The 19,741-nt window shown below is 56.8% G+C and carries 18 protein-coding genes and 5 tRNA genes; 4 read left to right on the top strand and 19 right to left on the bottom strand.

Translation table 11 applies throughout. From position 1 onward, the window contains the following. The first annotated feature begins 10 nt into the window (after positions 1-10). Positions 11-1,558: a multidrug efflux MFS transporter permease subunit EmrB gene (emrB, locus tag EKN83_RS07940; RefSeq protein ID WP_025757132.1), complete on the top strand. Its 1,548-nt coding sequence runs from the start codon at positions 11-13 to the stop codon at positions 1,556-1,558. A gap of 192 nt (positions 1,559-1,750) precedes the next feature. After that, a complete protein-coding gene (leuA, locus tag EKN83_RS07935) occupies positions 1,751-3,406 on the top strand; it encodes a 2-isopropylmalate synthase (protein WP_095452134.1) in 1,656 nt (551 codons plus the stop codon). Here leuA and EKN83_RS07930 read toward each other — a convergent pair. The 19 genes from EKN83_RS07930 to mltB all read right to left on the bottom strand — a co-directional run bounded on the left by EKN83_RS07930 (position 3,393) and on the right by mltB (position 17,966). Next, on the bottom strand, positions 3,393-4,157 hold the full coding sequence (locus EKN83_RS07930; RefSeq protein ID WP_095449261.1) for an AraC family transcriptional regulator: 765 nt from the start codon (positions 4,155-4,157) through the stop codon (positions 3,393-3,395). The two genes, leuA and EKN83_RS07930, sit on opposite strands and share 14 nt — an antisense overlap. 54 nt (positions 4,158-4,211) lie before the next feature. Further along, positions 4,212-4,727 (bottom strand): S-ribosylhomocysteine lyase, encoded by a 516-nt coding sequence (gene luxS / locus EKN83_RS07925; RefSeq protein ID WP_025757129.1) that lies wholly within the window; start codon positions 4,725-4,727, stop codon positions 4,212-4,214. A gap of 153 nt (positions 4,728-4,880) precedes the next feature. After that, a complete protein-coding gene (gshA, locus tag EKN83_RS07920) occupies positions 4,881-6,425 on the bottom strand; it encodes a glutamate--cysteine ligase (RefSeq protein ID WP_047959315.1) in 1,545 nt (514 codons plus the stop codon). Positions 6,426-6,508: 83 nt separating this feature from the next. Continuing rightward, positions 6,509-6,937: a YqaA family protein gene (locus tag EKN83_RS07915; RefSeq protein ID WP_025757127.1), complete on the bottom strand. Its 429-nt coding sequence runs from the start codon at positions 6,935-6,937 to the stop codon at positions 6,509-6,511. Then, positions 6,934-7,500, bottom strand: a complete 567-nt coding sequence (yqaB, locus tag EKN83_RS07910; protein WP_025757126.1) for a fructose-1-phosphate/6-phosphogluconate phosphatase — start codon at positions 7,498-7,500, stop codon at positions 6,934-6,936. The genes EKN83_RS07915 and yqaB overlap by 4 nt, the downstream gene beginning before the upstream one ends. A gap of 249 nt (positions 7,501-7,749) precedes the next feature. After that, a tRNA-Arg gene (locus EKN83_RS07905) sits at positions 7,750-7,826 on the bottom strand. Between the two features lie 29 nt (positions 7,827-7,855). Beyond that, positions 7,856-7,932, bottom strand: a tRNA-Arg gene (locus EKN83_RS07900). A 29-nt stretch (positions 7,933-7,961) separates the two neighbouring features. Further along, positions 7,962-8,038: transfer RNA gene (locus EKN83_RS07895), tRNA-Arg, on the bottom strand. A 64-nt stretch (positions 8,039-8,102) separates the two neighbouring features. Continuing rightward, positions 8,103-8,179: transfer RNA gene (locus EKN83_RS07890), tRNA-Arg, on the bottom strand. Between the two features lie 4 nt (positions 8,180-8,183). After that, positions 8,184-8,276: transfer RNA gene (locus EKN83_RS07885), tRNA-Ser, on the bottom strand. A gap of 342 nt (positions 8,277-8,618) precedes the next feature. Beyond that, complete coding sequence (csrA, locus tag EKN83_RS07880; protein ID WP_000906486.1) at positions 8,619-8,804, bottom strand: carbon storage regulator CsrA; 186 nt, start codon at positions 8,802-8,804, stop codon at positions 8,619-8,621. A gap of 241 nt (positions 8,805-9,045) precedes the next feature. After that, entirely contained in the window at positions 9,046-11,673 is a 2,628-nt protein-coding gene (gene alaS / locus EKN83_RS07875; protein WP_045286060.1) for an alanine--tRNA ligase, read from the bottom strand. A 131-nt stretch (positions 11,674-11,804) separates the two neighbouring features. After that, on the bottom strand, positions 11,805-12,305 hold the full coding sequence (recX, locus tag EKN83_RS07870; protein WP_095449259.1) for a recombination regulator RecX: 501 nt from the start codon (positions 12,303-12,305) through the stop codon (positions 11,805-11,807). Positions 12,306-12,373: 68 nt separating this feature from the next. Further along, positions 12,374-13,432 (bottom strand): recombinase RecA, encoded by a 1,059-nt coding sequence (recA, locus tag EKN83_RS07865; protein WP_025757123.1) that lies wholly within the window; start codon positions 13,430-13,432, stop codon positions 12,374-12,376. 89 nt (positions 13,433-13,521) lie between these two features. After that, a complete protein-coding gene (gene pncC / locus EKN83_RS07860; protein WP_025757122.1) occupies positions 13,522-14,019 on the bottom strand; it encodes a nicotinamide-nucleotide amidase in 498 nt (165 codons plus the stop codon). 129 nt (positions 14,020-14,148) lie between these two features. Beyond that, positions 14,149-15,027 carry a metal ABC transporter substrate-binding protein gene (locus tag EKN83_RS07855; RefSeq protein WP_126800667.1) on the bottom strand — a complete coding sequence of 293 codons (879 nt, stop codon included), beginning with the start codon at positions 15,025-15,027 and terminating at the stop codon, positions 14,149-14,151. 14 nt (positions 15,028-15,041) lie between these two features. After that, positions 15,042-15,902 carry a metal ABC transporter permease gene (locus EKN83_RS07850; protein ID WP_059386979.1) on the bottom strand — a complete coding sequence of 287 codons (861 nt, stop codon included), beginning with the start codon at positions 15,900-15,902 and terminating at the stop codon, positions 15,042-15,044. After that, complete coding sequence (locus EKN83_RS07845; protein WP_126800632.1) at positions 15,899-16,552, bottom strand: metal ABC transporter ATP-binding protein; 654 nt, start codon at positions 16,550-16,552, stop codon at positions 15,899-15,901. Before EKN83_RS07845 ends, EKN83_RS07850 begins: the two co-directional genes overlap by 4 nt. 313 nt (positions 16,553-16,865) lie before the next feature. Further along, positions 16,866-17,966: a lytic murein transglycosylase B gene (gene mltB / locus EKN83_RS07840; RefSeq protein ID WP_025757118.1), complete on the bottom strand. Its 1,101-nt coding sequence runs from the start codon at positions 17,964-17,966 to the stop codon at positions 16,866-16,868. A gap of 250 nt (positions 17,967-18,216) precedes the next feature. Between mltB and srlA the strand changes: the two genes are divergently transcribed. Further along, the gene (gene srlA / locus EKN83_RS07835; RefSeq protein ID WP_025757117.1) at positions 18,217-18,780 is read left to right on the top strand and encodes a PTS glucitol/sorbitol transporter subunit IIC; all 564 of its coding nucleotides are present in this window, start codon (positions 18,217-18,219) and stop codon (positions 18,778-18,780) included. Beyond that, entirely contained in the window at positions 18,777-19,736 is a 960-nt protein-coding gene (locus EKN83_RS07830; protein WP_126800631.1) for a PTS glucitol/sorbitol transporter subunit IIB, read from the top strand. Before srlA ends, EKN83_RS07830 begins: the two co-directional genes overlap by 4 nt. Positions 19,737-19,741: the final 5 nt, after the last annotated feature.

Below are 19,741 nucleotides of genomic sequence, written 5' to 3'. Positions count from 1 at the left end.
GGTGAGCGTTATGCAACAGCAAAAGCCGCAAAAACCGCTGGAGGGCGCGCAGCTGGTCATTATGACCATTGCACTGTCGCTGGCGACATTCATGCAGGTGCTGGACTCCACCATCGCAAACGTGGCCATCCCGACCATCGCCGGTAACCTTGGCTCGTCCCTGAGCCAGGGAACCTGGGTCATCACCTCGTTTGGGGTGGCGAACGCCATCTCCATTCCGATTACCGGCTGGCTGGCGAAGCGCGTCGGGGAAGTGAAGCTGTTCCTCTGGTCCACGGTGGCGTTTGTGCTGGCCTCCTGGGCCTGCGGCATGTCCAGCAGCCTGACGATGCTGATTTTCTTCCGCGTCATTCAGGGGATAGTCGCGGGGCCGCTGATCCCGCTCTCCCAGAGTTTGCTGTTGAGCAACTACCCTCCCGCAAAACGCTCCGTCGCGCTGGCGCTGTGGTCGATGACCGTTATCGTCGCGCCTATCTGCGGACCGATTCTGGGTGGCTACATCAGCGATAACTACCACTGGGGCTGGATCTTCTTTATCAACGTCCCGATTGGTGCCGTCGTGGTGCTGATGACGCTGCAATCCCTGCGCGGCCGTGAAACGCGTACCGAGCAGCGGCGTATCGACAGCATCGGGCTGGCGCTGCTGATCCTCGGCATCGGCAGTCTGCAGATCATGCTCGACCGCGGTAAAGAGCTCGACTGGTTCAACTCGCAGGAAATTATCATCCTGACCATTGTCGCGGTGGTGTCGCTGAGCTTCCTGATTGTCTGGGAGCTGACGGACGAAAACCCGATAGTCGATCTCTCACTGTTTAAGTCGCGAAACTTCACCATCGGCTGTCTGTGTATCAGCCTCGCCTATATGCTCTACTTCGGCGCGATTGTTTTGCTGCCGCAGCTGTTGCAGGAGGTGTATGGCTATACCGCAACCTGGGCGGGTCTGGCGTCCGCGCCGGTCGGGGTGATCCCGGTCCTGCTGTCGCCGATTATTGGCCGCTTTGCCCACAAGCTCGACATGCGTCGGCTGGTGACCTTCAGCTTCATTATGTATGCGGTGTGCTTCTACTGGCGCGCGTATACCTTTGAGCCGGGAATGGACTTTGGCGCCTCTGCGTGGCCGCAGTTTATTCAGGGCTTCGCGGTTGCGTGCTTCTTTATGCCGCTGACCACCATCACGCTCTCCGGCCTGCCGCCTGAGCGTCTGGCGGCCGCGTCGAGCCTGTCGAACTTCACCCGTACGCTGGCGGGCTCCATCGGGACGTCGATCACCACCACCCTGTGGACAAACCGTGAATCGATGCACCACGCGCAGCTGACCGAAGCGGTGAATCCCTACAACCCGAATGCGCAGCAGATGTATAGCCAGCTTCAGGGAATGGGCATGACGGAGCAGCAGGCGTCCGGCTGGATTGCCCAGCAGATCACCAACCAGGGGCTGATTATCTCGGCTAACGAGATTTTCTGGATTTCGGCAGGGATCTTTATCGTCCTGCTGGGGCTGGTGTGGTTTGCCAGACCGCCGTTTGGTGCCGGTGGCGGGGGTGGCGGCGCGCATTAGTCCTCTGCGCGGGTTGCCGGGTGGCGGCTACGCCTTACCCGGCCTACAAATAATCCTGTAGGCCGGGTAAGGCGTAGCCGCCACCCGGCAACCATCACCTCCCTGTCCAAAACGCGACAGCAATTGTCACCTCCGATAAAGCAGCGCGCCTGAAATCCCTTCACGATAGTGAAAAGACAACAGGAGCGCATCATGCTGAACACACCCGCCGACAAGTACCAGCCTTATCCCGCTATTTCTCTTCCCGACCGCCGCTGGCCGGAGCAACGCATTACCCGCGCGCCGCGCTGGCTCTCCACCGACTTACGCGACGGCAACCAGGCCCTGGCCGAGCCGATGGACAGCGCGCGCAAGCTGCAGTTCTGGGATCTGCTGCTGAGCTGCGGGTTTAAAGAGATCGAGGTCGCTTTTCCCTCCGCCTCGCAGACGGATTTCAACTTTGTCCGCCAGCTGATTGAAGAGAACCGCATTCCGGATGACGTCACGATTCAGGTGCTCACTCAGGCGCGGGAAGATCTCATCCATCGTACTTTTGAATCCCTGCGCGGCGCGAAGCAGGCCACCGTCCATCTGTATAACGCCACCGCTCCGCTGTTCCGCCGCCTGGTATTCGGCATGGAGAAAGGGCAAATTGTTGAGCTGGCGACGCGCGCCACGCGGCTCATCCGTAAGCTGTGCGAGGAAAATCCCGACACCCGCTGGCAGTATGAATACTCTCCGGAGACCTTCTGCTTTACCGAGCCGGAATTTGCGCTGGAGATTTGTGAAGCCGTGGCGGAGATCTGGCAACCGTGCGACGAACGCCCGATGGTGATCAACTTACCCGCGACCGTCGAAGTGAGCACGCCGAACGTCTATGCCGATCAGATCGAGTATTTCTGTCGCCACTTTAGCCGCCGCCGCGATGTCTGCATCAGCGTGCATCCGCATAACGACCGCGGTACCGGCGTTGCCAGCGCCGAGCTGGCCGTGATGGCGGGCGCTGACCGCGTGGAGGGCTGCCTGTTCGGGAACGGGGAACGTACAGGCAACGTCTGCCTGGTGACGCTGGCGATGAACCTTTACAGCCAGGGTATTAGCCCGAATCTGGACTTTAGCGATATGAACCGGGTGGTGGAAGTGGTGGAAACCTGCAACCAGCTGCCGGTGCATCCGCGCCATCCGTGGGCCGGACGGCTGGCCTATACCGCCTTCTCCGGCTCGCACCAGGACGCCATCAAAAAAGGCTTTGATGCCCGCAGGCCAGGCGACCGCTGGGAGATGCCTTACCTGCCCGTGGACCCGCAGGATATCGGCTGCACCTACGAAGCGGTGATCCGCGTGAACAGCCAGTCAGGGAAAAGCGGCAGCGCGTGGCTTATCGAGCAGAATCATGGTCTGAAATTACCCCGCGCCCTGCAGCAGGATTTCAGCCAGCATGTACAGCAGGAAACCGACCGCCACGGAAAAGAGATGACGCAAAACGCGCTGTGGCAGCTGTTCCGCACCCGCTACGGTCTGGTGGCAACGCCGCCGTTAGCGCTGCAATCCTATCGCAGCGATGGCCAGCAGGACGGTCAGCTGCGTTTGACGGCAAGCATCTGTACGCAGGGGGGAACGCGCCAGCTCGAAGGTCAGGGTAACGGCCTGCTGTCCGCCGCCGCTCAAGGGTTAAGCCGCTGGGTCAACGCGCCGTTCGTGATTAAGGATTATCACGAACATTCGTTAGGCGAACGCAGCGACAGCCGTTCGGTGGCGTACATTCGCTGCCTGTTTCAGGACGGCAGCAGCCGCTGGGGCGTGGGAATTGACAGCGACGTCTCGCGCGCCTCGCTTCAGGCACTTTTTAATGCGGTTAGCTGTCTTTGAAGTAGTCGCTGGGTGAAATGCCCATCACCCGGCGGAACATGGCCGTAAAGGCGCTGTGACTGCCGTAACCCAGCTCCAGCGCCACCCGAAGCACCGGCTGGCCCTGAGCCAGCCGTACCAGCGCCTCCAGCAGGCGCGCCCGTCTCAGCCACTCACCGTAGCTTAATCCCGTCTGCTGCTGAAAATGGCGGTTCATTGTGCGCTCGCTCATGCCTAGCAGGCCCGCGGCTTGTGCACTGCTCCAGCTCTCCCCGGCGGTCTGGCGGATCTGCTGGCAAAGACGGCGTAGCGGTTCACTTTCCGGCTCCGGGAGATGAAACGGCAGTACCGGCATAAGGCGAATTTCATCCAGAATGAGTTCATACACGCGTTCGTCTCGGCTCCCCGGTGCGTAAGACTCGGGAAGCGAGAGCGCAGCGAGGATCAGTTCCCGCAGCAGCGGGGAGATCTGCACGATCTGGCAGGTGGCCGGGAGATCGGCCCGCGCCAGCGGATCGATAAACAGCGTGCGCGCCGCCACGTTGCCGGTAATACGCAGCGAGTGACGGGTACCCGCCGGTAGCCAGACACCGCGGCCCGGAGGGACAACCCAGCAGCCGGATGCGGTATCCACCCGCACCACGCCGCTCAGGGTATGCAGCAGTTGCGCGCAGTCATGCTCATGCCACGGCTCGTTGTCACCATGAACGTAATCATGGGCAAACGGCACAAGGGGACGATGGGTAAAGGAGAAGGTTAAGGTTGTGGTCATGGGATTAAACCACCCTCACCCTACCCTCTCCCACAGGGAGAGGGAAAAGGTGCACTAGATGTGCAGTTCCTGCAGTTTTTCTTTTGGCAGGGCCAGCTCTTCGTTGCTGTTCACGCGGACATCACGCTCGATGATGTGACGCGCAATCTCCTGCGCTTCTTCCAGAGAGTGCATCTGGTAAGTCCCACACTGGTAAACGTTCAGCTCAGGGATCTGGCTCTGCTCTTTTACCTTCAGCACGTCCTGCATGGCCGCTTTCCAGGCATCTGCCACACGTTTCTCTTCAGGCTGGCCAATCAGGCTCATGTAGAAGCCGGTACGGCAGCCCATTGGAGAGATATCGATGATCTCAACGCCGTTGCCGTTCAGGTGGTCACGCATGAAACCAGCGAACAGGTGTTCCAGCGTATGAATGCCTTTCTCCGGCATCACTTCTTTGTTTGGCACGCAGAAACGCAGATCGAAGACGGTGATCGTGTCGCCGTGCGGGGTGTGCATGGTCTTCGCCACGCGGACTGCAGGTGCTTCCATACGGGTATGGTCGACAGTAAAGCTATCTAATAACGGCATACGTCACCTCCGGTAGTGATTTTTTTTAAAATAAACTGAACTCTTCTACAGAATGCGCGTCTGAGTATATGAAAGACGCGCATTTGTTATCATCATCCCTGAATTCAGAGATGTATATTTTGGCCACAGCGATGTGGCCTTTTTCTTTTCTGCTTAAGCCTGCTTCGCCAGAAACGCCTCAAACGACTCAGTATCCGCCGCTTCAACCTCTTTCTGACGCACCACGGACGCATCGCGTTCCGCAACAAAATCCGCTTCGCTCAGGACTTCTAATGGCTCTTGCAACAGCATCTCACGGTATTCCGCCGCAAGCGAACGCCCGGTACCGCCGATGCCCTGATCAATCATAGAACGCAGAATGCGTGCTGAGAACGTCAGCTCCGGGTTATCAAAGCATTCCACCAGCTGGTCGCAAATCTGTTGATACGCGTCGCCGCCCTCCATGCTGTCCATCGTCCGGGCAACACGCTTCAGGTCACGGAACAGATCTTTACCGACTTTCGTCAGCGGGAACTGTGCGGTTTCACAGCCGATACCCAGCGTCAGGCCTGGTTTACGCCCTTCCAGAATCACGCGGTTCCAGTTTGTACGGGTACAGAGCAGTTCGTCTGAACTCATTTCCGGCGCATCCGCCAGCACGCACCAGACCATAAACAGGTCCAGGAAGCGAACCTGCTGTTCATCAACGCCAATCGGTGAGAACGGGTTGATATCCAGCGAGCGCACTTCAATGTATTCAATCCCACCGCGCTGCAGCGCATCCGACGGGGTTTCACCGCTGCGCGTCACGCGCTTAGGACGAATTGGCGCATACAGCTCGTTTTCAATCTGCAGGACGTTGCTGTTGATCTGCAGGCGCTTACCGTCTTTTTCGAGGCCGATTTTTTCGTACTCTTCCGACGGGGTTTTGATCGCCCGCTTCAATCCTGCCACATATTCGTGCAATTCGTTAAACGTAATACCGAGATTGCTTTGCGATTTATTGGTATAACCCAGATCGCTCAGGCGCAGAGAGGTGGCATATGGGAGATAGTACATTCCACACTCGGTCTTCTCGAACGGCAGCGTCGTCGGTTTCCCCTGCAGGAACGACGAGCAGATGGCCGGCGACGCACCGAACAGATAAGGAATAACCCAGCCGAAGCGGTAATAGTTGCGGATCAGGCGGAAATAGCCCGCGGAGATCGCGTCCTTATCCGTTTCACCGCATTTCGCCTGCCAGAAAGCCATTGGCAGCGAGAAATTGTAGTGCACGCCCGAAATGGTCTGCATCAACGCGCCGTAGCGGTTTTTCAGCCCTTCACGGTAGAGCGTTTTCAGCCGGCCGATATTCGATGTGCCGTACTGTGCCAGCTCAATCTCCTGGCCCTGCTCGATATAACACGGCATGCTGAGAGGCCACATACGCTCGTCGCCCAGATTACGCGCCGTGTAGCGATGGATATCGCGCATGATCGTCAGCATATGATCAATATCGCCTTCTACCGGGGTGATAAACTCCAGCAGTGCTTCAGCGAAATCGGTTGTGATCCATTTATGTGTCAGCGCCGAGCCTAACGCCTTCGGGTGACCCGTCGTCGCTAAACTACCGTCTGCGTTAACGCGCAGCGTTTCACGCTCAAGACCACGCTGAATACCCTTCAATGCCTGAGGGTGGTTTTCCAGCCAGGCCAGCGCCTGAGATACGTCCGGGATCAAATTGACCTCCCGCCTGTCAAAGTAATGTTACTCAGCATAATTGTAATGGTTGACGATTGAAGGTCGCGTATTCATTCCACCAATTAGTGCCACCACGTCATACCCTGCAGCGTTGCCCATGCCACAAGGACATAACGCACCGCTTTGCCAAGGCACAAAAAAAAGAGCACTGGTCCCCAGGAGATGCGCATCCATCCCGCCAGCAGACACAGTAAATCGCCTATTACAGGCATCCAGCTTAATAACAGCGTGGCAGCGCCATAGCGTTTTAGCCAGCCGACTGCCTTTTCCTGCCAGCGCGATGTCTCACGCAGCGGAAAGAAACGCCCAAGAATAACGTTAGTCAGCCCTCCAAGGCTATTACCCATTGTTGCTATTAACACCAGCAGCCAGGGCTGACTCACGCCGGACAACAGCATCGCCACCAGCACCACTTCCGAATTGCCCGGTAACAGCGTGGCGCTTAAGAAACTGCTGGCGAATAATGAGGCAAGTGACAGTGCGTCACTCACAGTAAGCGCACATCCACCGCGGCCATGCCGGCATCACGCGCGGCCTGAATACCGAAATCGGCATCTTCAAACACGACGCATTTTGCCGCCGGGACGCCCATTAATTCTGCGCAAAGCAGGAAGGTGTCCGGTGCGGGCTTGTGGTGTTTAACATGATCGGCGGCGACCACGGCAGAAAAATAGTGGCGCAGGCCAAGATGATTGAGTAAAGCTTCTGCAATCGCGCTTTCGCTGCCCGTGCCGACCGACATTGGGCGACGTCCGTGCCACGCTTTTACCACGTCAACCAGCGGCAGCGGGCGGACAGTATCTAAAAGCATGGCTTTTACCGCATCGGTTTTTTCGCGCGCGAGCAGGTGCGGGTCGAGATCGGCCTGATTCAGTTCAATCACGGCCTGCGCAATACGCCAGGTGGGCGATCCGTTAAGGGCAATCATCGCCTGAAGATCGAAACGCATGCCGTAGCGGCCCAGGACGTCAGTCCAGGCTTGACGATGCGTAGGTTCGGTATCCAGGAGAGTGCCATCCATATCGAAGATCAAACCGTCATACTGTGCGTACATCGTGCTCTCGCTAAACGATTAACAAAGCATTACTTTATCGTAAAAGGTGTTTTTTGTCGCTGACTGAGAGTGTGATTGCTGACGGAACGTCGAAGGAATAAACAAAGAAGGAGAAGATGGTGCATCCGGGAGGATTACTCGGCTACGCCTCACCCTGCGGGCCGTTGCTAAAGCAACGTTATCCTCCCTGGTGCTTGCGATTAACTCGCAGACCTAAAAACAACAGCATTGCTGTTATCCAGGAGAATATGGTGCATCCGGGAGGATTCGAACCTCCGACCGCTCGGTTCGTAGCCGAGTACTCTATCCAGCTGAGCTACGGATGCATCGGGGAAATGCTTTTAGAAACAGTAAATGGTGCATCCGGGAGGATTCGAACCTCCGACCGCTCGGTTCGTAGCCGAGTACTCTATCCAGCTGAGCTACGGATGCATCAGGGAACTGCTTTCAGAAATAGTAAATGGTGCATCCGGGAGGATTCGAACCTCCGACCGCTCGGTTCGTAGCCGAGTACTCTATCCAGCTGAGCTACGGATGCATCGGGATTTACTACTGTACTGCTCGATATTCATATCACTTCTAAAGCAATATGAAGTAATAGATGGTGCATCCGGGAGGATTCGAACCTCCGACCGCTCGGTTCGTAGCCGAGTACTCTATCCAGCTGAGCTACGGATGCAAAATGGCGGTGAGGCGGGGATTCGAACCCCGGATGCAGCTTTTGACCGCATACTCCCTTAGCAGGGGAGCGCCTTCAGCCTCTCGGCCACCTCACCACACAACGCCTCTTTCGAGTGCTTCGAGTGACTCGTTAAGAGCTTCTCGTCGCTGCGTGGCGCATATATTACTTTCTGGGACTTATAAGTCAAACAATTTTCCAAAAGCTTTTATCGTTTGCACAAATCACAGGCAATTCGCATGTAAAAGCCGCAAAGAGGGTGTTTTATAAGCGGATTTTGCAGGCATCTTCACATAAAACTGTGGCAGAAAAGGCAGTGCAGAGACGAGTAAAGGGTAACGGAGTGGTTAAAAAGAGAGCGGTTGAAATTAAACGGTAACTTTGAGCAGGAAAAATGACAGGAGGGTTGCGTCTCGCCCGACAGCGAGACGCGACAATATCAGTAACTGGACTGCTGGGATTTTTCAGCCTGGATACGCTGGTAGATCTCTTCACGGTGGACAGATACTTCTTTAGGAGCGTTAACACCAATACGTACCTGGTTACCCTTTACCCCTAAAACTGTCACGGTGACCTCATCCCCAATCATGAGGGTCTCACCAACTCGACGAGTCAGAATCAGCATTCTTTGCTCCTTGAAAGATTAAAAGAGTCGGGTCTCTTGTATCCCGGCATTATCCATCATATAACGCCAAAAAGTAAGCGATGACAAACACGTAAAGTGTAAGCAGTCACGGCATCACATTCTGTTAAACGTAAGTTTAGCCGATATACACAAACTCAACCTGACTTTATCGTTATCGATAGCACAGTGAACAAGACGCCATAACGTTACCGCTATGGCGTCTGCTTGTGCTTTGTAGTTATTACAGTTTCGCGCTTACCCAGCTTTCAACGCTGGCCAAAGCTTGCGGAAGTGCCGCCGCATCCGTACCACCGGCTTGCGCCATGTCCGGACGACCGCCACCTTTGCCGCCCACCTGCTGAGCGACCATACCAATCAGCTCCCCTGCTTTTACGCGGTCGGTCACATCCTTAGAGACGCCCGCAATCAGAGAAACCTTACCTTCTGCCACTGTCGCCAGCACGATAACGGTAGAACCAAGCTGGTTCTTGAGATCGTCGACCATAGTACGCAGCATCTTAGGCTCAACCCCCGCCAGATCGCTGACCAGCAGTTTAACGCCCTTAATGTCTACAGCCTTGCTGGAGAGGTTTGCACTCTCCTGCGCCGCAGCCTGCTCTTTCAGCTGCTGCAGCTCTTTTTCCAGCTGACGCGTGCGATCCAGTGCAACGCGCACTTTCTCGCCCAGGTTCTGGCTATCACCTTTCAGCAGCTGCGCGATGTCGTGCAGCTGATCGCTCTGCGCATGCAGGCTGGCAATTGCCCCTTCACCGGTCACCGCTTCAATACGACGCACACCTGCCGCCGTCCCCGACTCGGAAACAATGCGGAACAGGCCAATGTCACCGGTGCGGGAGGCGTGAGTACCACCGCACAGCTCGGTAGAGAAGTCGCCCATGCTCAACACGCGAACACGGTCGTCATATTTCTCACCAAACAGCGCCATCGCGCCTTTTTTCTTCGCCGCCTCGAGATCCATGATATGGGTTTCGATAGGCAGGTTACGACGGATCTGCGCGTTCACCAGATCTTCCACCGCACGGATTTCAGACGGTTTCATCGCTTCAAAATGCGAGAAGTCGAAACGCAGCACTTTGTCGTTAACCAGAGAACCTTTCTGTGCAACGTGGGTACCCAGCACCTCGCGCAGTGCAGCGTGCATCAGGTGGGTGGCAGAGTGGTTGAGACGAATGCGCGCGCGGCGAGCTTCATCAACGTTAGCCTGTACGCCCTCGCCCACTTTCAGAGAACCGGAAACCAGTTTGCCCTGGTGACCAATCGCCTGGCCGTATTTCTGGGTGTCGCTCACGCTGAAGCTGAAACCGTTGCCTTTCAGTTCGCCTTTATCGCCAACCTGACCGCCGGATTCCGCATAGAACGGGGTTTTGTCCAGAATGACAACCGCATCCTGACCTGCGCTGATGCTGTCTACGGCTTTGCCGTCAACAAACAGGGCGGTCACTTTACCGGTCAGTTCCAGCGCGTCGTAACCTTTGAATTCAGACGCGCTATCAACGCGGATCATTGCGTTGTAGTCTGCACCGAAACCGCTGGACTCACGCGCGCGACGACGCTGCTCTTCCATCGCCGCTTCGAAGCCCGCTTCGTCAACTTTGATGTTGCGCTCGCGGCAAACGTCTGCCGTCAGGTCAACCGGGAAGCCATAGGTGTCGTACAGACGGAAAGCGGTTTCGCCATCCAGCGTGTCGCCCTTCAGTTTCGCCAGCTCGTCGTCCAGCAGCGCCAGACCGCGCTCCAGTGTACGCGCAAACTGCTCTTCTTCGGTTTTCAGAACCTGCTCTACCTGTGCCTGCTGGCGTTTCAGCTCATCACCGGCAGCACCCATCACGCCAATCAGTGGCCCAACGAGTTTATAGAAGAAGGTGTCCTTCGCGCCCAGCATGTTGCCGTGACGGATGGCGCGACGAATGATACGACGCAGCACGTAGCCACGGTTTTCATTCGACGGGATAACACCGTCGGCGATCAGGAACGCACAGGAACGGATATGGTCGGCGATAACGCGCAACGATTTGTTGTTCAGATCGGTCGCGCCGGTGACGTCCGCAACGGCTTTGATCAGAGTGCTGAACAGGTCAATCTCGTAGTTGGAGTTAACGTGCTGCAGAACCGCGGCAATACGCTCCAGGCCCATACCGGTATCAACGGAAGGCTTCGGCAGCGGCTCCATGGTACCGTCGGCCTGACGGTTGAACTGCATGAAGACGATGTTCCAGATCTCAATGTAGCGATCGCCGTCTTCTTCCGGGCTGCCTGGAGGACCGCCCCAGATGTGGTCGCCGTGATCGTAGAAGATCTCGGTGCACGGACCGCAAGGACCGGTATCACCCATCTGCCAGAAGTTGTCCGACGCGTATGGCGCGCCTTTGTTATCACCGATGCGAATAATACGCTCGCGCGGGATCCCGACTTCTTTTTCCCAGATTTCGTAGGCTTCGTCATCGGTTTCATAGACGGTAACCCACAGACGCTCTTTCGGCAGGTTGAACCAGTTTTCACCGGTCAGCAGTTCCCACGCGTATTGAATGGCATCGTGTTTGAAGTAGTCGCCGAAGCTGAAGTTACCCAGCATTTCGAAGAACGTGTGGTGACGCGCGGTGTAACCGACGTTTTCCAGGTCGTTGTGTTTACCGCCCGCACGCACGCAACGCTGTGAGGTTGTGGCGCGGGAATAATTACGCTTGTCGAGACCAAGGAACACATCCTTGAACTGGTTCATCCCGGCGTTGGTAAACAGCAGAGTCGGATCGTTGTTCGGTACCAGGGAGCTGCTGGCAACAACCTGGTGTCCCTTACTATGGAAAAAATCGAGAAACGCCTGACGGATCTCAGCGGTGCTCTTGCTCATAATTATCCTGAAATCAAGCTAACGAAATGTCGTAGCAGGTCTGTATCGGTAAACCCCTGGACAGGCCAGCTACTGGAAAAAGTGGGAATAAGATAAGTTTTCTTTAGTGGGAAGTAAAATCCCGCATGCGTTCAATCGGCAAAATTACGCCAGATATCCTGAATATCTTCCATCAGGAAGCCGCGGTAGAGCAAAAAGCGCTGGATTTTAACTTTTTCTGAAAACCCGTGCGGCAGGGGTTCACCGTACTTGCGGATCGCCTGCTCTTTTGCCAGCGCACACCAGTCGGTGTCGCATTCACGCATCGCTTTTTCAATGGACTCACGGGAAACGCCTTTCTGATTTAGCTCCTGGCGAATGCGCGCCGGTCCATATCCTTTGCGGCCTCGGCTGGCGAGAAACCGGGAAGCGAAACGATCATCATCCAGATAGCGGTACTCGTAACACCAGGCAATCACCCGGTCATAATCTTCCGCGGTGGCATCAATCTCTTCCGGCCCGTTTTTACCCATCACCGGCGCCGACAGTTTTCGCCGCAGCTCCTGTTCACTGTGGTCACGGACAGCAAGAATGCGTACCGCACGGTCCAGTAAGCGTGCATATGCGGGTCGGCGGGTCGTCGGTTCACTCATAAAAAACCTGCTGATTCAGAAATGCAAAAAGGGCCGCATCAGCAGCCCTTCATGGTTAAACGAAAGAATTAAAAGTCTTCGTTGGTTTCTTCAGCATCCGCGCTATCCACCGCGAAGTCTGGAGTAGCATCCTGATTATTCAGCAGAAGCTCACGCACTTTCTTCTCAATCTCTTTCGCCGCAGCCGGGTTCTCTTTCAGCCAGGCGATCGCATTCGCTTTACCCTGACCAATTTTGTCACCGTTGTAGCTGTACCAGGCACCTGCTTTTTCGATCAGCTTCTCTTTCACACCCAGGTCAACCAGCTCGCCGAAGAAGTTAATCCCTTCACCGTAGAGGATCTGGAATTCAGCCTGTTTGAACGGCGCTGCAATTTTGTTCTTCACAACCTTCACGCGGGTTTCGCTCCCGACCACGTTCTCGCCCTCTTTCACCGCACCGATACGGCGGATATCCAGACGGACAGAGGCGTAGAATTTCAGGGCGTTACCACCGGTGGTGGTTTCCGGGTTACCGAACATCACACCAATTTTCATACGGATCTGGTTGATGAAGATCAGCAGCGTATTGGACTGCTTCAGGTTACCGGCCAGCTTACGCATCGCCTGGCTCATCATACGTGCCGCGAGGCCCATGTGAGAGTCGCCGATTTCGCCTTCGATTTCCGCTTTTGGCGTCAGTGCTGCCACGGAGTCGACCACGATAACGTCAACCGCACCGGAGCGCGCCAGCGCGTCACAAATTTCCAGCGCCTGTTCACCGGTGTCCGGCTGAGAACAGAGCAGGTTGTCGATATCCACGCCCAGCTTACGTGCATAAACCGGATCCAGCGCGTGCTCGGCATCGATGAACGCACAGGTTTTACCTTCGCGCTGAGCGGCGGCAATGACCTGCAGCGTCAGGGTGGTTTTACCGGAGGATTCTGGCCCGTAGATTTCTACGATACGGCCCATTGGCAGGCCGCCCGCGCCCAGCGCGATATCCAGAGAAAGCGAACCGGTGGAGATCGTTTCCACATCCATGGTACGGTCTTCACCCAGGCGCATGATGGAGCCTTTACCGAATTGCTTTTCGATCTGGCCCAGTGCTGCCGCCAACGCTTTCTGTTTGTTTTCGTCGATAGCCATTATTACTCCTGTCATGCCGGGAGAAGCGACTGTGCTTCACCGTGGATTTCTGTTCTGTTGGTGCAATTATACTGTATGGTCATACAGTATCAAGTGTTTTGTAGAAATTGTTGCCAGAGCGTTTTTAACGCATAAACGGTGGCCTGACGACGCACGCTTTCGCGATCGCCGCTAAAGCACTCCCGGCGGGTGATCCCTTCGCCTTTGGCGCTGGCAAACCCAAACCAGACAGTGCCGACAGGCTTCACGTCGCTGCCGCCGTCCGGACCCGCGATGCCGCTAATGGAGATCGCGTAATCGGCCCGTGCCTCTTTGAGCGCGCCAATGGCCATCTCGATCACCACCGGTTCGCTGACCGCGCCATGCTGTTCAAGGGTGGATTCCCGCACGCCAATCATCTGTGCTTTTGCTTCGTTACTGTAGGTCACAAAGCCACGTTCAAACCAGGCGGAACTGCCGGCAATATCGGTAATCGCTTTGGCAACCCAGCCGCCCGTACAGGACTCAGCGGTGGTGACGGTCGCCCCACGTTGCTTAAGCGCCAGGCCCACTATCTCGCTCAGCTGCATCAATTCATGGTCAGTCATTCTCGCTCCAGGCATCAGAAAAACGTGCTGCACAAGATAGCACTTTCTCGTCAGATATGGGGATGCACTTCCGGTTTTACGAGGGGGCTTCAGAAAATAGCCGGTGCGGGCGCACCGGCAAGCGAAAGATTATTTCATGCTGATGGCGAGGATATTCACATTGTGGCGAAACGCCTTAACGTAGGTATCCGCCACGCCGCCTTTGGACGACAGCGCTTCCGGGTAAAGTTCGCCCCCCGGCTGTGCCCCTGTCGCCGACGCAATCTGCTTCACCAGCCGCGGGTCAAGCTGGTTTTCCATAAACCAGGTCTTCACCCCGTCGGCTTTGATCTGGTTGATAATTTCCGCAACCTGCGCCGCGCTCGCTTCACTCTCAGAGGAGAGCCCCTGCGGTGCCATAAACGTCACGCCGTAGGCGCGGCCAAAATAACCAAAAGCGTCGTGGCTGGTCAGCACCTTACGCTTCGCCTGTGGAATCTGGCTGAACTGCGCTTTGGCCCAGCTGTCCAGTTGGTTAAGCTGCGCGATATACCTTTTTCCGGACGCTTCCAGCGCGGCTTTGTCTTGCGGATCGGCGTTTACCAGCCCGTTCAGAATATTTTGCGCATACAGTGCGCCATTCGCCGCGCTGTTCCACGCATGCGGATCGGTCACGGTTTTGCCCTCTTCTTCCAGGGTGTGTGTTTTGACACCAGCTGACGCCACCACCAGTTGGCCCTTAAATCCGGAGGCCTTCACCAGACGGTCAATCCAGCCCTCCAGACCCAGACCGTTCACCACCACCACATCCGCCTTGCTCAGCGCCGCGCTGTCTTTCGGTGAGGGTTCGAAGGTATGCGGATCGCCGTCAGGCCCAACCAGCGTGGTCACATTCACCCGATCGCCGCCCACCTCCTGCGTGATATCCCCCAGTATCGAAAAGCTGGTGACTACATTCAGGGTTTTCGCCATCGCCCCCTGCGACATCATCCCCAGCACGAGCGCCACAATTAATCCTGTACGTTTCATCATTTCCCCTTGCGTTAAAAAAGCGTACGCAGGCTGCCCGCGAGCCTGCTTCGCGTACCAAATAAGACAGAAACCAGGAACAGTGCGCTGGCCGTCAGCACGATGGACGGCCCGGCGGGCAGACTCACCGCCCAGGAGAGGCTTAGCCCCAGCCACGCGCAAAAAATGCCGCTAATGCCCGCCATCAGGAGTAGCCCTGGCAACGTGCGCACCCAGCAGCGCGCCGCCACCGCCGGCAGCATCATCAGCCCGACTGCCATCAGCGTGCCAAGCACCTGGAATCCGGCCACCAGATTAAGCACCAGCAGCGCCAGAAACAGTCCGTGCAGCAGGCCTGGCAGCCAGCGGGCGTTCACCTGTAGCCAGGCGGTATCAAACGCCTCGGACACCAGCCCGCGATAGAAAACCGCCAGCGCCAGCAGCGTGAACATGCAAACGCCTGCCACAAACAGCGCGGCATCGTTATCCACTGCCAGAATGGAGCCAAACAGCAGGTGCAGCAGATCGACATTCGAGCCTCGCAGCGATACCAGCGTCACGCCCAGCGCCAGCGAGCCAAGATAGAAACCGGCAAAGCTGGCATCCTCTTTAAGCGGCGTACGACGACTAACCAGCCCGGCCACCAGCGCGACGACAATCCCGGCAATAAATCCGCCGATACTCATTGCCAGCAGTGACATGCCGTTCAGCAGATATCCCACGGCAACGCCGGGCAATATGGCGTGTGAAAGGGCATCGCCCATCAGGCTCATCCGGCGCAGCTGCAGAAACACGCCGAGCGCGGTGGTACTGACAGAAAGCGCCAGGCAAACCACCAGCGCGCGACGCATAAAGCCGTACTCGATAAACGGCTGAAAAAAGAGATGCCAGATCATGCCACCCTCACCCGCTCGGTCTTCCATTGGGGAATGTCAGCGTCCAGCCGTAACGTCTGCGGGAAGTGGCGCGACACGCGCTCGCTGTCGTGCAGTACCGCAAGCAGCGTTTGACCCTGCATATACATCTCCAGCATCAGATCCATCAGTACATTGCAGGTGACTTCATCGACCCCGGTAAAGGGCTCATCGAGCATCACCAGCGGTGCCTGCTGTACCAGGATGCGGGCAAACAGCATGCGCTGAAACTGACCGCCGGAGAGCCCATCGATAGTGGATAACGCCATGGATTCGAGCCCCACGCGTTCCAGCGCGCGGGCAATACGCAAGCGTGTTTCCCGACGGAGAGCGGAAAATAGCGAAATACCCGGCCAGCAGCCCATGCTGACGACATCCTGTACGGTCACGGGAAATTGCGCTTCCAGCGCGTGACGCTGCGCCAGCCAGCCAATGACCGGGCGCTTTCCCTGCCAGCGGAAGCTGCCGTTTACGGGGGGGATAAACCCGGCGAGCGTTTTCAGCAGCGTGGATTTCCCGCAGCCGTTAGCGCCGATAATGGCGGTCATGCTTCCCCGCTCAATCAAGCCGGATAGCGCACGCGTGACGGGTATACGGTCATAACCCGCAATCAGTTCATCCATCACAATCATGGCAATGCCACCGCCCAGCGCACAGCCAGACCGATAAAGAGAACAAGCACCAGCGCCAGCAAAAGCCGAACCGGCGCAGAGAGAGAGAAAAGGGACGTTGACATCTCGACACCATAATTAATGTTATAACATAACAATAATAAAAGGTGACTGAGATGTAAATGGCGCGTTTGAAACGGGAATGTGGCGAAATGTTTCTGCAAAATGACCCTCTCCCGTGGGAGAGGGTCAGGGTGAGGGCATCAGGTCGCACCGTGCGCGCAACCATGCCGGGTAGCGGCGTTGCCTTACCCGGCCTACCCGTCAGAGCGATCTACTGACTAAACGGCGACGCTGCCGGCACGCGGGCCTGCGATACCGCCAGACCCAGCTGCCATACGGCCATCGCATAGTGGGTGCTGTGGTTATAGCGGGTAATGGTGTAGAAGTTCGGCATGCCGTACCAGTACTGATAGCCCGTTCCCACATCCAGGCGCAGCAGACTCACCTGATCAACATTGCCCAGCGGCTGCGTTGGCGTTAAGCCCGCCGCCGCCAGCTGTGCGACGCTGTATTTGGTTTTGAAGCCGTTTTCCAGACCAAACGCCTCGCCGTTTGCCTGTACAGCAACCTGACCACCCGGCGTCCAGCCATGCGCTTTGAAGTAATTCGCCACGCTGCCGATGGCATCCACCGGATCCCACAGGTTGATATGACCATCCCCGTTAAAGTCGACGGCATACTGTTTATAGGAGGACGGCATAAACTGGCCGTAGCCCATCGCACCGGCAAACGATCCTTTCAGTTCGAGCGGATCATCCTGTTCGTTGCGCGCCATCAGCAGGAAGGTTTCCAGCTCGGAAGAGAAATACTCCGCACGGCGCGGATAGTTAAAGGAGAGCGTCGCCAGCGCATCCAGAATGCGGGTTTTCCCCATCACGCGGCCCCAGCGGGTTTCCACGCCGATAATCCCGACGATGATTTCAGGCGGTACGCCGTACACCTGCCAGGCGCGGTTGAGCGCATCTTCATACTGATTCCAGAACACCACGCCGTTTTGCACGTTGTCCGGGGTAATAAACTGTTTGCGATAGCGCAGCCACGCACCGTTTGGCCCGCTCGGCACCTGGGCCGTCGGTGCCTGCCTGTCCATCAGGCGCAGCACGTAGTCCAGACGTTTCGCCTGTGACAAAATTTCGTGCAGCTGCTGTCTGTCAAAGCCGTGTTTGCTCACCATTTTATCGATGAACTGCTCGGCCGCCGGGTTGTTCGCGAAGTCGCCGCCCATCTGCATCATATTGTGCTGCGGCTCCAGCAGGAATCCTCCGGAAGGCGCGCCCGCCGTTTGCTGAACGGCTTCGGTCTTAGGTTTGCTACTACAGGCAGACAGCAGAATAAGCGCAGGCAACAGCGCTGCATAACGACGCTTGAACATGAGACATCCATTTAACGGGTTCGATAAGAACCCAGTATGGTAAAGCATCCGCAACACCTCAAGGAAGCAGTACACACCTCCCCCACGCAAATCCGCCCTTTTTTCCACCGAAAATCCATTCCCCCATCGATTAACTTTCAAAATAATCCATTTTTCTTTCATTGTGAGATCTGATTAACACTCTAAAACCTTTCAAAGTGATTATTATTAGTCGCGGTAATACAAAAACAAAAGCCCAGAGGAGAGAAGAATGATAGAAACCATCACCCACGGCGCCGAGTGGTTCATCGGGCTGTTTCAGAAAGGCGGAGAAGTGTTCACCGGCATGGTGACCGGGATCCTGCCCCTGCTGATCAGCCTGCTGGTGATCATGAACGCGCTGATTAACTTTATCGGCCAGCAGCGCATTGAGCGTTTCGCCCAGCGCTGCGCCGGGAACCCGCTGTCCCGCTACCTGGTGTTACCTTTCATCGGCACTTTCGTGTTCTGTAACCCGATGACCTTAAGCCTCGGTCGCTTTATGCCAGAAAAGTACAAGCCGAGCTATTACGCTGCCGCTTCCTACAGCTGCCATTCCATGAACGGCCTGTTCCCGCACATCAACCCCGGCGAGCTGTTTGTCTATCTCGGGATCGCCAGCGGTCTCACCACCCTTGGCCTGCCGCTCGGCCCGCTGGCGGTGAGCTATCTGCTGGTTGGTCTGGTGACCAACTTCTTCCGCGGCTGGGTGACGGACCTCACCACCGCCATTTTCGAGAAAAAAATGGGCATCCAGCTTGAACAGAAAGTCCAGCTTTCAGGAGCCACAGCATGAACCGGATCCGCATTGAGAAAGGCACAGGCGGCTGGGGCGGCCCGCTGGAGTTCGACGCCACCGAAGGCAAAAAAATCGTCTACATCACCGCGGGCACGCGCCCGGCGATCGTCGACAAGCTGCGAGAACTGACCGGCTGGGAAGCGGTCGATGGCTTCAAAGAGGGCGAACCGCCGGAAGCGGAAATCGGCGTGGCGGTGATCGACTGCGGCGGCACGCTGCGCTGCGGCATCTACCCGAAGCGTCACATTCCAACGGTGAACATTCACTCCACCGGAAAATCAGGCCCGCTGGCGCAGTACATCCTTGAAGACATTTATGTGTCGGGTGTGAAGGAGGACAACATCTCTCTGGTGAATGGCGCTCCCGCACCGCAAAAAGCGGCCCCGCGCGATTACGACACCAGCAAGAAGATCACCGAGCAGAGCGATGGCCTGCTGGCAAAAGTCGGGATGGGCATGGGGTCCGCCGTGGCGGTGCTGTTCCAGTCCGGGCGCGACACCATCGACACGGTGCTGAAAACCATCCTGCCGTTTATGGCATTCGTCTCGGCGCTGATCGGCATCATCATGGCGTCTGGTCTGGGTGACTGGATTGCCCACGGCCTTGCCCCGCTCGCCAGCCATCCGCTGGGGCTGGTCACGCTGGCGCTGATCTGCTCCTTCCCGCTGCTGTCGCCGTTCCTCGGCCCGGGCGCGGTGATTGCCCAGGTCATCGGCGTGCTGATTGGCGTACAGATTGGGCAGGGCAACATTCCCCCGCACCTCGCCCTGCCCGCCCTGTTTGCCATTAACGCCCAGGCGGCGTGCGACTTCATCCCCGTAGGGCTGTCGCTGGCCGAAGCGCGCCAGGACACCGTGCGCGTGGGCGTGCCGTCCGTACTGGTCAGCCGCTTCCTGACGGGCGCCCCGACGGTGCTGATTGCCTGGTTTGTCTCTGGCTTTATTTATCAATAAGAGGT

The organism is Enterobacter sp. WCHEn090032 (assembly GCF_003986875.1).
GTDB lineage: Bacteria > Pseudomonadota > Gammaproteobacteria > Enterobacterales > Enterobacteriaceae > Enterobacter > Enterobacter sichuanensis.
Note: the sequence above shows the minus strand (reverse complement) of the source record. Positions and strands in the feature narration are given on the sequence as shown.

Excerpts from the sequence above, each read along its gene's own strand:
- EKN83_RS07830 (WP_126800631.1), top strand. The coding sequence starts at position 18,777 with ATGAACCGGATCCGCATTGAGAAAGGCACAGGCGGCTGGGGCGGCCCG.
- emrB (WP_025757132.1), top strand. The coding sequence starts at position 11 with ATGCAACAGCAAAAGCCGCAAAAACCGCTGGAGGGCGCGCAGCTGGTC.
- alaS (WP_045286060.1), bottom strand. The coding sequence starts at position 11,673 with ATGAGCAAGAGCACCGCTGAGATCCGTCAGGCGTTTCTCGATTTTTTC.
- yqaB (WP_025757126.1), bottom strand. The coding sequence starts at position 7,500 with ATGTACGCACAGTATGACGGTTTGATCTTCGATATGGATGGCACTCTC.
- mltB (WP_025757118.1), bottom strand. The coding sequence starts at position 17,966 with ATGTTCAAGCGTCGTTATGCAGCGCTGTTGCCTGCGCTTATTCTGCTG.
- EKN83_RS07850 (WP_059386979.1), bottom strand. The coding sequence starts at position 15,902 with ATGATCTGGCATCTCTTTTTTCAGCCGTTTATCGAGTACGGCTTTATG.
- pncC (WP_025757122.1), bottom strand. The coding sequence starts at position 14,019 with ATGACTGACCATGAATTGATGCAGCTGAGCGAGATAGTGGGCCTGGCG.
- csrA (WP_000906486.1), bottom strand. The coding sequence starts at position 8,804 with ATGCTGATTCTGACTCGTCGAGTTGGTGAGACCCTCATGATTGGGGAT.
- EKN83_RS07845 (WP_126800632.1), bottom strand. The coding sequence starts at position 16,552 with ATGATTGTGATGGATGAACTGATTGCGGGTTATGACCGTATACCCGTC.
- EKN83_RS07930 (WP_095449261.1), bottom strand. The coding sequence starts at position 4,157 with ATGACCACAACCTTAACCTTCTCCTTTACCCATCGTCCCCTTGTGCCG.
- EKN83_RS07855 (WP_126800667.1), bottom strand. The coding sequence starts at position 15,027 with ATGAAACGTACAGGATTAATTGTGGCGCTCGTGCTGGGGATGATGTCG.
- leuA (WP_095452134.1), top strand. The coding sequence starts at position 1,751 with ATGCTGAACACACCCGCCGACAAGTACCAGCCTTATCCCGCTATTTCT.
- srlA (WP_025757117.1), top strand. The coding sequence starts at position 18,217 with ATGATAGAAACCATCACCCACGGCGCCGAGTGGTTCATCGGGCTGTTT.
- luxS (WP_025757129.1), bottom strand. The coding sequence starts at position 4,727 with ATGCCGTTATTAGATAGCTTTACTGTCGACCATACCCGTATGGAAGCA.
- recX (WP_095449259.1), bottom strand. The coding sequence starts at position 12,305 with ATGAGTGAACCGACGACCCGCCGACCCGCATATGCACGCTTACTGGAC.
- recA (WP_025757123.1), bottom strand. The coding sequence starts at position 13,432 with ATGGCTATCGACGAAAACAAACAGAAAGCGTTGGCGGCAGCACTGGGC.